The 14,601-nt window shown below is 73.4% G+C and carries 10 protein-coding genes; 2 read left to right on the forward strand and 8 right to left on the reverse strand.

Features of this window, described 5'->3' with window-relative positions; genetic code table 11:
- Nucleotides 1–104: 104 nt before the first annotated feature.
- The 7 genes from OUQ99_RS18170 to sbnB all read right to left on the reverse strand — a co-directional run bounded on the left by OUQ99_RS18170 (nucleotide 105) and on the right by sbnB (nucleotide 9,856).
- Nucleotides 105–1,508, reverse strand: coding sequence for an ABC transporter ATP-binding protein (locus tag OUQ99_RS18170; protein WP_267944960.1), 1,404 nt, complete (start codon nucleotides 1,506–1,508; stop codon nucleotides 105–107).
- Nucleotides 1,501–2,352 (reverse strand): ABC transporter permease, encoded by an 852-nt coding sequence (locus tag OUQ99_RS18175; RefSeq protein WP_267944961.1) that lies wholly within the window; start codon nucleotides 2,350–2,352, stop codon nucleotides 1,501–1,503. Before OUQ99_RS18175 ends, OUQ99_RS18170 begins: the two co-directional genes overlap by 8 nt.
- On the reverse strand, nucleotides 2,349–3,347 hold the full coding sequence (locus tag OUQ99_RS18180; RefSeq protein WP_267944962.1) for an ABC transporter permease: 999 nt from the start codon (nucleotides 3,345–3,347) through the stop codon (nucleotides 2,349–2,351). The genes OUQ99_RS18175 and OUQ99_RS18180 overlap by 4 nt, the downstream gene beginning before the upstream one ends.
- A complete protein-coding gene (locus OUQ99_RS18185; protein WP_267944963.1) occupies nucleotides 3,347–4,858 on the reverse strand; it encodes an ABC transporter substrate-binding protein in 1,512 nt (503 codons plus the stop codon). Before OUQ99_RS18185 ends, OUQ99_RS18180 begins: the two co-directional genes overlap by 1 nt.
- Before the next feature lie 1,241 nt (nucleotides 4,859–6,099).
- On the reverse strand, nucleotides 6,100–6,390 hold the full coding sequence (locus tag OUQ99_RS18190; protein ID WP_267944964.1) for a hypothetical protein: 291 nt from the start codon (nucleotides 6,388–6,390) through the stop codon (nucleotides 6,100–6,102).
- A 791-nt stretch (nucleotides 6,391–7,181) separates the two neighbouring features.
- Nucleotides 7,182–8,786 (reverse strand): amino acid adenylation domain-containing protein, encoded by a 1,605-nt coding sequence (locus OUQ99_RS18195; RefSeq protein ID WP_267944965.1) that lies wholly within the window; start codon nucleotides 8,784–8,786, stop codon nucleotides 7,182–7,184.
- Nucleotides 8,783–9,856, reverse strand: a complete 1,074-nt coding sequence (sbnB, locus tag OUQ99_RS18200; RefSeq protein ID WP_267944966.1) for a 2,3-diaminopropionate biosynthesis protein SbnB — start codon at nucleotides 9,854–9,856, stop codon at nucleotides 8,783–8,785. The genes OUQ99_RS18195 and sbnB overlap by 4 nt, the downstream gene beginning before the upstream one ends.
- Before the next feature lie 421 nt (nucleotides 9,857–10,277).
- On the opposite strand from sbnB, the gene OUQ99_RS18205 reads away from it, so the two are divergent.
- Both OUQ99_RS18205 and OUQ99_RS18210 read left to right on the forward strand, forming a co-directional pair.
- Nucleotides 10,278–11,993 (forward strand): ABC transporter ATP-binding protein, encoded by a 1,716-nt coding sequence (locus OUQ99_RS18205; protein ID WP_267944967.1) that lies wholly within the window; start codon nucleotides 10,278–10,280, stop codon nucleotides 11,991–11,993.
- The gene (locus OUQ99_RS18210; protein ID WP_267944968.1) at nucleotides 11,990–13,735 is read left to right on the forward strand and encodes an ABC transporter ATP-binding protein; all 1,746 of its coding nucleotides are present in this window, start codon (nucleotides 11,990–11,992) and stop codon (nucleotides 13,733–13,735) included. The genes OUQ99_RS18205 and OUQ99_RS18210 overlap by 4 nt, the downstream gene beginning before the upstream one ends.
- A gap of 156 nt (nucleotides 13,736–13,891) precedes the next feature.
- Here the strand turns inward: OUQ99_RS18210 and OUQ99_RS18215 are convergent, their stop codons facing one another.
- The gene (locus OUQ99_RS18215; RefSeq protein WP_267944969.1) at nucleotides 13,892–14,506 is read right to left on the reverse strand and encodes an SMI1/KNR4 family protein; all 615 of its coding nucleotides are present in this window, start codon (nucleotides 14,504–14,506) and stop codon (nucleotides 13,892–13,894) included.
- Nucleotides 14,507–14,601 lie beyond the last annotated feature (95 nt).

Raw genomic sequence — 14,601 nt, forward strand, 5'->3', positions numbered from 1 at the left:
CTACAGGGGTGGGAGTGGTCTCCGATGGAACTGCCGCCCGGCCGCGCAGGCTCCCCGGCGCCGGGCACGACCGCGCCGCGGTGGGTCCGCTGCCGGGGGCAGCACTACGGACCCGGCACCAGGGAGCGGCTCTCCGGGGCCAGCGTCAGGACCCGGTCCATGCGGTCGGCGACGTGCCGGTCGTGGGTCACCATGACGACGGCCAGGCCCTCCTCGGCGCGGAGGGCGTCCAGGACGTCCAGGACCGTGCGGGCGCTCGCGGCGTCCAGGGCGGAGGACACCTCGTCGGCCAGCAGGACCCGGGGGCGTGCGGCCAGGGCCCGGGCGATGGCCACGCGCTGGCGCTGGCCGCCGGAGAGGCGGGCCGGCAGCGCGCGTCCGACGTCCGGCGGCAGCCCGACCCGTTCCAGGAGCCCGGGGACCTCCGCGGCGGCCCGGCCGCGGGTCAGCCCCCGCAGCACCATGGCCGGGCGTGCGAGCGCCGTCGCGACCCGCTGAGCCGGGTTCAGGGTTCCGGCCGGGTCCTGGGGAACCAGCTGGACGGCCCGCAGCGCCTCCCGGGAACGGTCCGTGTGGCCGGCCGGCAGGGGCCTGCCACCGAGCGAGAAGGAACCCGCCGCGGGAGGATGGAGCCCCGCCAGGCTCCTGAGCAGGGTGGACTTACCGCATCCGGAAGGACCCAGGACGGCGACCGCCTCCCCCGGACCGACGGCCAGGTCCACTCCGCCGAGCAGTTCCCGCCCGCCCGGGGCCGTGAGGCGCACCTCCCGCAGGCCGAGGACCGGAGCGCCCCCCGGGGACCGGGGACCCACGGTCGTGGACGCGGCTCCGCGGACCGGTTCGGGCCCGCCGATGTCGAGGCGGAGGTCGGCCACACGGTCGGCGAACCCCCGGTCGTGGGTGACCACGACGGTGACCCTCCCCGGGCGCCCCCTCCGCTGTTCGAGGACGTCGAGCACGAGTTCCACCGTGGCGGGGTCCAGGCCGCTCGTGGGCTCGTCCAGCACGAGCACCCCGGGATCGGCGACGACCGCCCGGGCCAGCGCCACACGCTGGGCCTGGCCCCCGGAGAGCTCGTGCGGGCGCCGGCGCCACAGGGCGTCGGCGTCCAGTCCCAGCGAGGTGAGCACCGCCCGGACGGCCCCGGCGTTCGCGCGCCGCAGGCCGCCCGGCAGGGCTTCGGCGACCAGGGCGCAGACCGGCCGCAGGGGGTGCAGGTCCGAGGCGGGGTCCTGGCCGAGCACGCCCGTGGCGGCCCGGCGCCATCGGCGCGCCGCGCGTCCCGCGGGCACCGGCGCCCCCCGCCAGCGCACCCGGCCGTCCCTGCGCACCAGGCCGGGCGGCAGCGCGTCCAGCACGGCCAGGACGGCGCTGGTCTTGCCGCTCCCCGACGGGCCCATGACCGCGAGCACCCCGCCGTCCGGCACGCGCAGGTCCACCGGACCGACCACGGCGGCCCCGCGGTCGGTCTCGACCAGCACCGCCTCCGCATGCAGTCCTTCAGCCATCCGCGGGCTCCTTCCGTGCGGGTCCGCGGTCGCGGCTCCCGGGCGTGCGGTCGTCGGAGAGGTACAGCTGTGCCAGGAGGGCGAGCAGGACGGTGGTGGCCCCCAGCGCCACGGCCGGTGCCGCCACGGCCCAGGGGTTGATCGCCACGCCGGTCATGTTCTCCCTGAGCATGAGGGCCCAGTCGGGGGCGGGCGGGGCGGCCCCCAGCCCCAGGACGCTCAGTGCGGAGGCCACCTGGAGCGCGACCACCAGGCGCAGCCCGAGGTCGGCGACGACCAGCCCCCGAACGGCGGGGAGGACCTCCCTCAGCAGGATCGAGGCGGTGCCCTCCCCGCGCAGGAGCGCGGCCTCCACGTACCCGGAGGTGCGGGCCGCGCGGACGGCGTCCTTGACCACGCGCAGGGTGAGCGGGGCCCCTCCGCACACCGTCGCGACAACCACCGCCGTGTGCCAGGGCAGGGCGATCGCGGCAAGCAGGGCCAGGAGCAGGGAGGGCAGGGCTAGCAGCAGGTCGGCCACGGCGGTGAGGAGCCGCGAGGCCGGCCCGCCGAACCACCCGGCGGCCAGCCCGCCGGCGGTCCCGACGGCACAGGCGCACACGGCGGCCGCGACGGAGACGCCGAGCAGCCCCCTTCCGCCGGCCAGGACACGGGACAGGACGTCGCGGCCCAGGGCGTCCGTTCCCAGGAGGTGAACGGGGTCGGGCAGCTGCCAGGGCGCGCCCGTCGAGGAGGTGGGGCTGTGCGGCGCCCACCATCCGCCGAACAGGGCGACGGCCAGGACCGCGGCCGACAACAGGGGGACGGACAGCGACGCGAGGACCGGAGCGAGGCGACGGTTCACCGGACCGGCCTCCGGCGTGGTTCGGTCAGGGCGGCGACCAGGTCTCCGACCAGCAGTCCCACCAGCACGACCGCGGCGGCGACCACCGCGGTGGCCTGGACGACGGGCAGGTCCCGGGAGGCCAGGGAGGAGACGAGCAGCGATCCGATGCCCGGATAGCCGAAAAGGGTCTCCACCAGCGCTGCGGCGGCGATCAGCCCTCCCGCGGTGTTCGCCGTGACCCGGGTGAAGGGGGCCAGGAGGAAGGGGAGCACGTCGGTCGAGGCGATCCGCCACGGGGGGACCCCCCGCCGGCGGGCGTCGGCCACGTGGGGCAGGCGTACGGTGTCGGCCACCGCACCGGCCAGCAGGCTCGCGCCGAAGAACGCGGTGGGCAGGGCCAGGGAGGCCACCGGGAGGAACAGCAGTTCCGGATGCTGCCAGGGCGAGGCTCCGGGCGGGAGCAGGGATACCGGGGGCACCAGGCCCAGGGCGCCGGAGAACACGGCCGCCAGGGCGGCGGCGGTGACCGCGGTGGGCAGTGCGGCGCCTCCGGTGAGGACCGCGGTGGACAGCCGGCGCGCCCGCCGGGAACCCCCGGCCCACCAGGCCAACGCCAGGGAGGCGGGGGTCGCCACCGCCAGCGCCCCGCCCACCACCGCGAGGGTGGCGGGCAGCCGCTGGGCGAGGGCGTCGGCGACCGGGCGGCCGTTGACCAGGGACGTGCCGAGGTCGCCGGTGAGCAGGGACCCCGCCCAGTCGAGGTAGCGCCGCCAGGGCGCGGCGTCCAGGCCCAGCTCCTCACGCAGCTCCCGGACCTCCTCCTCGTCGGCGCCGGGGGTGACACGCAGGTCCACGGCGTCACCGGGCAGGAGTTCGGTGGCGGTGAACACCGCCACCGAGACCAGGGCCAGCAGGAGCACGGTCCGCACCAGGGCGAACAGGAGCGGAACCCCCGTGACCGCCCCCGCGGTGCGGGGGCGGGGGGCCGCGGGGGCGGTCACGGGGCGGGACATCAGCCGGAGACCTCGACCCGCTCGATGAACAGGCGGTGGAAACCGGGCCCGGTCGGCAGGCCGCTCACACCGGAACCCGCCAGGTCGATGCCGTCCCCGGTGCCCCAGACCACGTAGCCGCCGTCGTCGGCGACGCGCTGCTGCAGGTCGGCGAGCATCGCGTGGCGGTCGCCCTCGTCCTCGGTGGCCAGGGCCTCGGCGAAGTCGGCGTCCCACTCGGGGACGTCCCAGCCCGTCTCGTTGGTGGGGCCGTCGGAGAGCAGGGCCATCCGGGCGTAGTCCACGAACCCGTTCCCGCCCAGGCTGTTGAGGTAGAAGGGTTCGACGTTCCACACCTCGGCCCAGTAGGTGTCGGGCGCGCCCACCTCGATCTGGACCTCGATGCCCGCCTCGGCGAGCTGTTCGGCGGCCAGGGTCGCGGTCTCCTCCATACCGGGGTAGGAGTTGGTGGCGTGCAGGGTGAGCTCGACGCCGTCCGCGTGGCCCGCCTCCTCCAGCAGTTCGCGGGCCCGGTCCAGGTCGCGCTCCACCGGTGCGGCGTCGGGGGCGAAGGGCTCCTGGGAGTTCAGGATGTCCGCGCCGGTCTCCCCGTAGCCGAGGAAGACCGTCTCGACGAGCTGCTCGCGGTCCAAGGCGAGCTTGACGGCCTCACGGACGCCCGGGTCGTCGAAGGGCTCGGTGTCGAGGTCCATGACCAGCGGGTAGTTCACACCGGCGGGCCGGGTGCTCACCTGGACCGCGTCGTCCGACTCGTACTGCTGCGCACTGGCGGGGGACACGCTGCCCGCGACGTCCGCCTGTCCGGAGGCCACCGCCTCGGCACGCGCGGCCGGGTCGGGCATGGCGCTGATCTGGAGGGTCTCGAAGTCGGCGGCACCGCCCCACCAGTCGTCGTTGCGGGTCAGGACCGCGGTGGTGTCGTCGTGTTCCTCCAGCTGGAACGGTCCGGAGCCGACGACGGGCTCGGTGATGTCGTCGCTGCCCTCGGGGACCACGAAGGTCAGGGAGGCCAGGGCGATGCCGACCTCCGCGTAGGGCTGGTGGGTGGCCAGTTCCAGGGTGTGCTCGTCCACCACCGAGGAGGCCTCCAGGTCGAACACCGACAGGCGTCCGTTGTTCTCGGCGCCCTTGCCCTGGATCCGGTTCAGGGAGAACAGGACGTCATGGGCGGTCACGGGCTCTCCGTCGGAGAAGACGGCGTCATCGCGCAGGGCGACGGTCCACAGGTCGAGGTCCTCCCCCGCCGGCTCCCAGGACAGTGCCAGGCGCGGCTGGACCACGCCGTCCTCGTCGGTCACGGTCAGCACGTCGTAGAGCATGGCGAAGCGCAGGTACTCGGACTCGTTGCCGACGCGCCCGTGCGGGTCGTGGGTCGTCGCCGCCGGGGCTCCGACCGCCGCGTAGCGCAGGGTGGGGCCCTCGGCGGCGGCCTGCTCTTCCTCGCCTCCACCGCAGGCGGTGGCCGCCAGGAGCACCGCGAGGGCGCCCGCGGGCAGGAATCGTCGTCTCATCGTTCGGCCTTTCTCGGGATGGGCCGCGGTCGGCACGGCCCCAGTAGGTGGCTCCCGGCACGGGGCCGGGAGGGTTCGTGGGTGGTCACGGCGGCTGAGGGGCGCCGACGGGCCGGTCGCGGGGGCGCGGACACCGGTGCGTCCGAGCGAACGTCCGGTGCGCGGGCGGATGCAGCGCGGTGGGCGGGGGCGTCCGTGGGGGCGGGCCTCTCCTCCCCCGGCGCGCGAGCCTCGGCGGGGTGTCACGGACAACGCGGACGGGCGCCGGCGGGCCGGTCGGTCCGCCCGTCACCGCTCGTGTGGCGGATCCTCCTCACGGCCCCGGCGGGTTCGGCGCTCCCCGTGCTCTCCTGCGCCTCACCGCAGCCCCGGCAGGAGAGGTGGCGGCGCACGGACGATCCAGGTCATGAAGGATGTCCCGGCAGCGCAGGGAGCGGGCGCCGCCGCCGAGGGCCTTGAACGCGGCCATGGCGCATCCGGGCTTCCTGGGCATGCCGGTCGGCTGCCCGGCCGGGGATCGCCAGGGGCGGGAGGTGAGCGCCGCATCGGCTTCGCCCTACGTACACGGGGAGGACTCCTGGGGGAGCGCGAGTCGCGTGAATGAAAATGATTATCAGTACCGTAGCACGCACGAGTCCGCTTTGCCCGAATCGCACCCGCCCCACTCGCAACGGGCCGAGTCCCTGGGGCCGCGGGGCGATGATCGCCCCCGCGGCCCCAGGGGCTCGGGAAGGGAACCTCCGACGCGCATCGCACCGGCCAACCGGCCCGCACGCGGCGGGGCCCTGGGGGGCAGGCCGCCGACCCGGTCGAACGGGGTGGGGGGCGGCCTTCGGGGGCAGCACACCCGGCCGGGTCGGTGGACCGCGAATGCGTCCACCTCGAACAGCACCGCAGGTAGCACGAGCGAAGCGACCCCCGGCAGCGTCTGGGCGGGAGGACTCCCCTTCCGAAGCGCGCTGACGCGCGCCCAGGACGGCCGGGTGGTCGGCGTCCGCAGCCGACGACTCCGAACTCGGGGGGCAGAGGCCTCGGCTCCGTGGAACTCGGCCCGGCGGGCCCTGGACGATCAGCACGGGCCCCAGGGCCACATGCACATCAATGCCGAATCGACTTCATTCCGTCAAACGGGGATACTGCAGGAAGGAAGACCCAACAAAGTATCCTTCTTCGGCATAAGGAAGGACGATCTCTCCCTCCACCATTTTGACCAACAGCCCACAGATACCGCCACGGAACTGTCACCAGAGGTCACCATTCCCCAGCACCACCGTCCAGTCCGCGACATCGGGGTCGAAGAAAAAATAAAGGCTCTCTCCGATTACTTCGCCCACCAGGAACACATTGTACGGTTCCCGGCACAGTATCCATGAGATATCGACCTTGCGAGAATCATCCACGAAACGGAAATACGGCGCATCATCGGCGAGATAGTAGACAGGATAGTTCCCCTCTTCTATCGCCCTCCTGGGGTCCTGCCTCCCGAAACAATCGACAGTAATCAGAAGACAGGCGTCCTCGATGGTGGACACCACACCGCCATAAGCCTGCATCAGGGCAACGCAGTCACGGGGAAGCGCTCTTCCGAGAACTCGCTCCAGCGGCTCCGGATCGAAACATCACCTGAGCACTCGACACCCCGAGCATCCGACTCATCTCTTCGAAGTGATCTTTACTCAAACCATCTCACCCCAACGCAGGGAACACCCGTGCGCCCGACCGGCTCAAACCCATCGGCGGGGCCGAGGAAGAAGGAATGCCGACCGGCCGGAACGGCCGACCGCCCCCGGAGCCCGCAGACCCGGAACGCAGTTCCAACACAACCGATCAAGGATGAAAGTAGCAGGAGGTGAGAATGTCCCCACAAGGCCTCACGGCGAATTTCCATGCCCTGTTGCCGACATGAGATCCGGGGCTCACGACAGCCGCACCGTTTCAGCTGACACCTAGCCCCATTCTCGGCACTGGGCGTGACGGCCGGTCGACGAAGGTCGCTCCGAGCCGGTACGGAGAATCCGGGCTCGCCTCTTCCACCCCAGCAGTCCCGACGAGGCCGAACCGGCCATCCGCCGACTCGCCGGTGAACTGCTGCAAAGGTGGTGCCGCCATGACCGTTCCGGACGAGCGTGGTGACGGCCGCCGAGGAGGACGCCCCCGATGTGGACCGGACCGCCCCCGCCAGCTGCGCGCACTACGGGGTCCGCCTCCCGGGACCCCGCCCCCGGCGACCGGGGACCGGCACGGGGCGCCCCTCCCCCGCGCGAAGGGGCCGGGGAGGGGCGGGCGGCGGGTCCCGCGCGGTCCTCCCCGGCCCCGGGCCGGATCAGCCCTCGCCCGGGGGCTCCCTGCGCGCGAGCGCCCGGTGGTCCACCTTCCCGTTGGGGGTCAGCGGCATCTCCTCCAGCCGGTCCCAGCTCCGCGGGACCAGGCTCGCGGGCAGCGCCGAGCGCAGGAACGCCTCCAGCTCACCGGCCTCGACCTCGGTGCCGGGCACGTAGTGCGCGGTGAGGACCGGCTGCCTCCCCTCCTCCTGCCTCAGCGTGACCGCGCAGAGCTTCACCGAGCCGTGCCGGCTGAGCACCGCCTCGATCTCGTCGAGCTCCATGCGCACGCCCGCGACCTTCACCTGGCGGTCGACGCGGCCCAGGTAGTGGACTCCGTCGCCGTCGATCCTCCCCAGGTCGCCGGTGCGGTACAGGCGGCCCGTCGGGGAGTCCGGGTCGAACACGTCGCGGAAGAACGCGGAGAGGGTCGCGTCGCGGTCGCCGAGGTAGCCCAGTCCGACCGGGACGCCTCCGACGAAGAGCTCGCCGGCCTGTCCGGGGCCGGCCGCGGACCAGGTGCCCTCCTCGCTGTCGTGGACGAGGCAGTAGATCTTCGCGTTGCCGATGGGGCGGCCGACGGGCAGGCGAGCCCCGGCCGTGTCCTGCGGCGACACCACGTGGTGGGTCACATCGTCCGAGCACTCGGTGGGCCCGTAGGCGTTGAGCAGCCCGGCGTGCGGAAGGGCGGCCAGGGCGCGCTCCGCCAGGCTGGGCTTGAGCTCCTCGCCGGTGGAGATGAGCCAGCGCAGGGCGGGGAGCACCTCACCGCCCCCCTTGCGCGCGATGTCGTCGAGCAGGGTCCCGATGGCGGTGGGCACCAGTTCCACGAGGGTCGCCTCGTGCCGCAGGAGCAGCCGGTGCAGCCGGGGCGGGTAGAGGACGTCGTTGTCGGAGGCGACCACGACCGTGGCCCCGACCATGAGCGGGGCCAGCATCTGCCAGATCGAGATGTCGAAGACCAGCGGCGCGGTGAACACGACCCGGCTGTCCTCGGTGATGTCCAGGTCCGCGACCTTGGCCCACAGGTGGTTGAGCATGCCCGGCCGGGCGACCACCGCGCCCTTGGGCCGGCCCGTCGTCCCCGAGGTGTAGATGACGTAGCGGGGCTCCTCCCCCGCCGGGGCCTCCAGCGGGCCTCCTCCCCCGCCGGCGGTCCTCTCGACCACCGGGGGCTGCTCGTCCCCGGCCGTGTACTCCACGGCCAGGGCGCTGGAGCTCAGCCGCAGCACCTCGTCGATGCGCGCCCGGGGCCACCCCGGGTCGACGGGGAGGTAGACCGCGCCCAGGCTCTCCAGTGCCAGGAACAGCACGATGGTCCGCGCGGACCGGGGGCCCAGGCAGGCGACGACGTCTCCCGCCCCGCACCCCGACGCCTCCAGGCGGGCGCGCATCCGCTCCACGCGCCGGACCAGGTCCGCGTAGCCGATCTCGGCCCCGGCGCCGACGACGGCCCGCCGGTCGGGGCTCTTGCGCGCCCACGCGTTCACGCGGTCGAGCACGGTGCCGGTGGTGTCGGCGTCGACGGGGTTGGCCAGTGCGGGCGCCGGCCCCCGTCCCGCGTAGGGGAGGTCGGCCAGGTGCGGCGGCCGGGGGGACGCGGTCACAGCGCACCCCCGTTCCGGGCGGCGCGCACCCGGTCCGGGCGCCGGTGCCGGTCGGTGTCGTAGAAGAAGTCCTCGACCGTCGTCGCCCCGCCGTCCTCGGCGGCCCTCCTGTGGACGTAGTCGCCGACCACCAGGTCCAGGACCCCGAGGCCGAAGGGGGAGAAGACCACCGGGCGCCCGGGCTCGGGCCGGAACCGGCCGCTGATCACCTCGGGGAGCGTCGCGTGGACGAAGTCGCGCCGGCCGGTGCGCTGCTCGGCCAGGTGCACCGAGGTGTCCGCCTTGAGCACGTGCTCGACGTCGTCCACGACGTTGGTGCTCGCGAGGACGACCTCCGGGGAGAGGTCGCGCAGGGAGACGTGCAGGACCAGGGGGTTGTGGGAGAACCACGAGGGGTCGGTGACGTGCGGCGAGGCGGCGGTCGTGGCGAACACGACCATGTCGTAGGAGGAGACCAGGTCCCGGGCCGACCCGTGCACCCGCACGCTGCTGCCGGGCGAGGTCTGCTCCACGTGGTCGGCGAATCCTCGCGCGTAGTCCTCGGAGAGGTCGTGGACGCCGATCCGGTCGAAGGCCGGGCCGAGAGCGGCCAGGTACTCGTGGAGGTAGCGCGCGATCAGGCCGGCGCCGAAGAAGCCCACGTTGGTCAGGGGCGCGCGCCCGCGTGCCAGGTGGCGCACCGCGACCGCCGCGGAGGCGGCGGTGCGCACGGCGCTGATGATCGAGCCTTCGAGGCAGGCGTAGGGGTAGCCGGTCGCGGCGTCGTTGAGCAGCAGGACGGCCGAGGCCCGGGGGATGCCGTGTTCGATGTTCTCCGGGTAGCTGGACACCCACTTGATGCCGTCGACGCGCACGTCCCCCCTGACCGCCGCCGGCAGGGCGATGATCCGCGAGGACGGCTTGTCCGGGAACCTCAGGAAGTACGAGGGCGGGTTCGTGGTCTCGCCTGAGCCGTGCAGCAGGTAGGCCTGCTCCACGAGGTCGGTCAGCTCCTGTTGCCGTCCCGCGAGGACATCGTGGACGGTGGCCCCCGATATGACGGTGAACGGTGGAATCGACTGTGTTCCCATGGCTGCTCCCGGTACCTGTCCGTTTGTACGACGCGAGGGGAAACGGAGTTCGTCCGCGGCGGTTCCGGGGTCACGCCGTGCTCGGCCCGGATCACCGCTGCGGACTTCGAAACCCTTGTGGTCTGAAGGGAAGAAAGTGCTTACCAAGGGCGGAGTGTACCGTGGGCGACCTTCCTCCGGGGGTTTTCCCTTTGCACAAAACAGACTGCCTGTTCTCGGTGGCTCCGTTGGCGGAAAACCAGGTCGGGCACCCGGTGAACGGCGGCGGAACGGGCCATTGTGGCACCCGGTACCGGAGTGCGGCGGATACAACCGCCCCTCCGGAGACCATTACGGCAAACGCTTTTACCATACGGGTAAATGCGCGTCAATACCAGGCAGGAAACTATCCCTGCCGGGGCAAACGCAGTAAGGTGGCCCGGTGGTCGACACATTTACCCCTCCCTCCCCCGGGAACACAGCCACCCCTGTCCGGTATCTGCTGTGGCTGGTCCTCAGCCAGAAATCCCGGATCGCCGCGGGCGCCACCCTCGGAAGCCTGTGGATGCTGGGTCTGACCCTGCCCCCCTACGTGCTCTCCCGGGCGATCGACGACGGGCTGAGCGCGGGCGACACGGGGGCCCTGTCGCTCTGGGTGGCCGTCCTGTTCGGCGTCGGCGTGCTCAACGCCGCGCTGGGGATCGCGCGGCACCGGACGATGACCAAGATCCGCATGGACGCCTCGTTCCGGACCGTTCGCGCCACGGTCCGCCACTCCACCCGCCTGGGCGCGACGCTGCCGCGCCGGGTCTCCAGCGGCGAGGTCGCCTCCATCGGGATCGCCGACGTCCAGGTCATCGCCCAGTCCCTGACCGTGACCGGCCCCGGGTTCGGCGCCGTGGTGGCCTACATCGTCATCGCCGCGCTCCTGCTGTCGATCTCCCCGCTGCTCGCCGTCGTCGTCCTCGCCGGTGTGCCGATGCTCGCGATCACGGTCGGCCCCCTGCTCCACCGGCTCCTGGGGATCGGCTCCGCCTACCGGGAGATGCAGGGCGCCCTCACCGCACGCCTGGTGGACGTGGTGACCGGCCTGCGCGTCCTCAACGGGCTCGGCGGCAAGGACGCGTTCGCGCGCCACTTCCACCGCGAGTCCCGGGAGCTGCGGGACAAGGGGTACCGGATCGGCGGCGTCACCAGCTGGGTGGGCGCCCTGGGCGTGGGCCTGCCCGCCCTGTTCCTGGCCGTCGTCACCTGGCTCGCGGCCAGGATGGCGGCGAGCGGCGCCATCAGCATCGGCGACCTCGTCGCCGTGTACGGGTACGTCGCCGTCCTGGTGGTCCCCGTCGCGTTCTTCATCGAGGGCGGCACGGACATCACACGGGCCCTGGTCTGCGCGCGCAGGGTGATCCGGTTCCTCAACCTCGAACCGGAGCACGCGGACGACGGCGCCACAGCGCGGCCGCCGGCGCCGGGAGCGGAGCTGTACGACCCCGCGTCGGGCGTGCGCGTCGGCCCGGGGGTCCTGACCGCGCTGGCCGGCGCCCGGCCGTCGGACGCCGAGGAGATCATGGACCGCCTCGGCCGGTTCACCGCCTCCGACGCCGAATGGGGCGGGGCCCCGTTGCGCGAGGCGCCCCTGGACGCGGTGCGCGAGCGCATCCTCCTGGCGGACAACGACGCCGACTTCTTCTCCGGGAGCATCCGCGACGTCGTCGCCGGGGCCGGGGAGCCCGACGACGAGGCCGTCCGTGCGGTGCTGCACACGGCCGTGGCCACCGACATCGTCGACGCCATGGCCGACGGCCTCGACTCGGTGGTGAACGCGCGGGGCCACAACCTCTCGGGGGGCCAGCTCCAGCGCCTGCGGCTGGCCCGGGCCCTGTACACCGAGCCCGAGGTCCTGCTCGCGGTCGAGCCCACCTCGGCCGTGGACTCCCTCACCGAGGCCGCGATGGCGGCGCGCCTGCGACAGGCCCGCGCGGGCACGACCACGGTCGTCTCCACCACCTCGCCGCTCGTCCTGGACCAGGCGGACGCGGTGGTCTACCTCGTCGACGGGCGGGCGGCGGCCACGGGCACACACCACGGACTACTGCGCACCGAACCCGGATACCGGGCCCTGGTTTCGCGCGACGCAGAGTGGGAGCCGCTCCGATGACCGCAGTGCTGCCCGTCGCGGGCCGAGCGCACGTGCGCCGCGCCGCCGTGCGCGAGATCCGCGCCGACCGGTGGACGTTCGCCCTGATGCTGGCGCTCAACGTGCTGGCCGCCCTCGCCGCGCTCATCGCCCCCTGGCTCGTGGGGCTGATCGTGGACACCGTCCAGCGGTCCCCCGGTCCGGCCGCGGTGGCCTCCGTGGACCGCACGGCGCTGGCGATCGTCGTCGTGACGGTCGTGCACATCCTGCTGGCGCGCTACTCCCTCTACGTCGGCTACAGGTTCGGCGAGGGCGCCGCCGCACGCATCCGCGAGCGCTTCCTGGAGCGCACGCTGGCCCTGCCGGCCGCCACGGTCGAGCACACGGCCACCGGCGACCTGGCCGCGCGCGGCACCTCGGACGTCACCAGGGTCGCATCGGCCCTGCGCAACGCGATCCCGGAGGTGTTCGTCGCCCTGACGCAGGGGCTGTTCCTCATCGGCGCGGTGCTGTTCATCGACCCGGTGCTGGGGGCCTGCGGACTGGCCACCCTGGTCACCATCGTGGTCGCCCTGCGCTGGTACCTGCGCCGGGCGCGGACGGCCTACCTCGCCGAGGGCGCCTCCGGTTCGGACCTCGCCGAGGTCCTCACCAGCACCGCGAGCGGCGCCAGGACCGTGGAGGCCCTGCGCCTGCAGGAACGCCGGATCGCCGCGGCGGAGACCGCGATCGAGACGGCCCGCGGGGCGCGGCTGCGCACCCTGTGGCTGCGCACCGTCCTCTTCCCGTCCGTGGACGTCTCCGCCGTCCTGCCCCTGGTGGGCGTGCTGCTGATCGGCGGCGTGTTCTACCAGAACGGGTCGGTCTCCCTGGGGACGGTCGTGACCGCGGCCCTGTACCTGCGCCAGCTCTCCGTGCCGCTGGACACGATCATGCTGTGGGTCGAGGAGCTGCAGGCGAGCGGCGCCTCCTTCGCCCGCGTGGAGGGGCTGGCCGCGGCGCCCGCGGCCGAGCGGCCCACCTCCGCCGAACCGGCCGACGACCGCATCCTGGTCAGGGACGTCCGCTACGCCTACGACCACCGCGGGGACGTGCTGCACGGGCTGGACCTGACGGTGCAGCCGGGGGAACGGCTCGCCGTGGTCGGCCCCTCGGGCGCCGGGAAGTCCACGCTGGGCAGGCTCCTGGCGGGGCTGGACAGGCCGCGGACGGGGGAGGTCACCGTGGGAGGCGTCCCCGTGGCGGACCTGGCGCCGGAGCTGCTGCGCCGCCAGGTGGTGCTGCTGACCCAGGACCACCACGTCTTCCGGGACACGCTGCGGCACAACCTGCTCCTGGCCAGGGCCGGGGCGACCGACGCGGAGCTGCACGCCGCCCTGGACACGGTCTCGGCCGACTGGGCCCGGGAGCTGCCCGAGGGGCTGGACACCGTGCTCAGCCCCGACACGCACAAGCTCAACGGGGGCCAGGCGCAGCAGCTCTCCCTCGCACGGGTGGTGCTCGCCGACCCCCACACCCTGATCCTGGACGAGGCCACCGCCCTGCTGGACCCCGCCACGGCGCGCAACACCGAACGGGCGCTCGCGGCGGTCCTCGAGGGGCGCTCGGTCATCGCGATCGCCCACCGGCTGCAGACCGCGCACGACGCGGAGCGCATCGCCGTGATGGACGAGGGCCGGATCATCGAGCTCGGCAGCCACGGCGAGCTCCTCGCCCGGGGCGGGACGTACGCGAACCTGTGGAGGTCCTGGCACGGGGACTAGACCGTGACTCCACACGGTCACCGCTGGTGGATCACGGTGTCGTGAGACGTCGCCGTGGACTGTCGGATGCGGAGCGCGGGGGTCCGTCCGGTCGCCGCCGCCCGGGTCGCCGCGGGGACGGGAGCGGCCGGACGGCCGCCTCGAGGCCGTGTCCTCCTATCCGCCCATGCTCGTGTACCCGGAGTCGAACAGCGCGGAGAAGCGGGGGTACTTCGTCGGGTCGCCGTACTTCGGCGCGAACTCGTAGGCGGCCCACTCGCCGTCCGGCCCGACGTCGGCCGGATCGAGCAGCCAGAAGTCCTCGCCCCGGGCGACCTCGAGGGACCGGCTGAACAGCTGCACGAGATCCTCGTTGCCGGGTATCGAGTCGTAGATCGCGGTCACGCGGCTGCCGGCATCGCCGTCCCGCATCCACGAGACGCGGCCGCACGGATGGACGCCTTCTCCCACCCAGGCGCCCCCGACCCTCGTCCACCCGTCGCTGGCCAGGTAGAACCCCCTGAGGCTCGGTGGGAACCGCACCCCGAGCCGCTCCTCGGACTCCACCAGGGCCTCTTCCCGGGCCGGTGCCTCACCCAGCCACAGGTCGACACGCCCCCCGCCGTCCAGGACCTCCAGCTGATCCTCGTCCAGCAGATCGACCAGCTCTTCGCCGTCGGCCTCGTTCCTCAGGTACGCATCGCCGTACCGCTTCAGGTAGCCCCGCCACTCCGCCGGCGTGGTCGGAGCGGCGGCAGCCGCCTTCTCTTCGGGTCCAGTCGTCTCGCTCATGCCGCCCAGGGTGCCAGGCGGTCACGACAACGCCGACGGCTGCCGACCGCACGGCGGTCCCGGCGGGCGGGGCCGGGGGCAGCCCTCCCCCGACC

The sequence above is a fragment of the Streptomonospora nanhaiensis genome (assembly GCF_026642255.1).
Lineage (GTDB): Bacteria > Actinomycetota > Actinomycetes > Streptosporangiales > Streptosporangiaceae > Nocardiopsis > Nocardiopsis tropica.

Excerpts from the sequence above, each read along its gene's own strand:
- OUQ99_RS18215 (WP_267944969.1), bottom strand. The coding sequence starts at position 14,506 with ATGAGCGAGACGACTGGACCCGAAGAGAAGGCGGCTGCCGCCGCTCCG.
- OUQ99_RS18180 (WP_267944962.1), bottom strand. The coding sequence starts at position 3,347 with ATGTCCCGCCCCGTGACCGCCCCCGCGGCCCCCCGCCCCCGCACCGCG.
- OUQ99_RS18170 (WP_267944960.1), bottom strand. The coding sequence starts at position 1,508 with ATGGCTGAAGGACTGCATGCGGAGGCGGTGCTGGTCGAGACCGACCGC.
- OUQ99_RS18210 (WP_267944968.1), top strand. The coding sequence starts at position 11,990 with ATGACCGCAGTGCTGCCCGTCGCGGGCCGAGCGCACGTGCGCCGCGCC.
- sbnB (WP_267944966.1), bottom strand. The coding sequence starts at position 9,856 with ATGGGAACACAGTCGATTCCACCGTTCACCGTCATATCGGGGGCCACC.
- OUQ99_RS18185 (WP_267944963.1), bottom strand. The coding sequence starts at position 4,858 with ATGAGACGACGATTCCTGCCCGCGGGCGCCCTCGCGGTGCTCCTGGCG.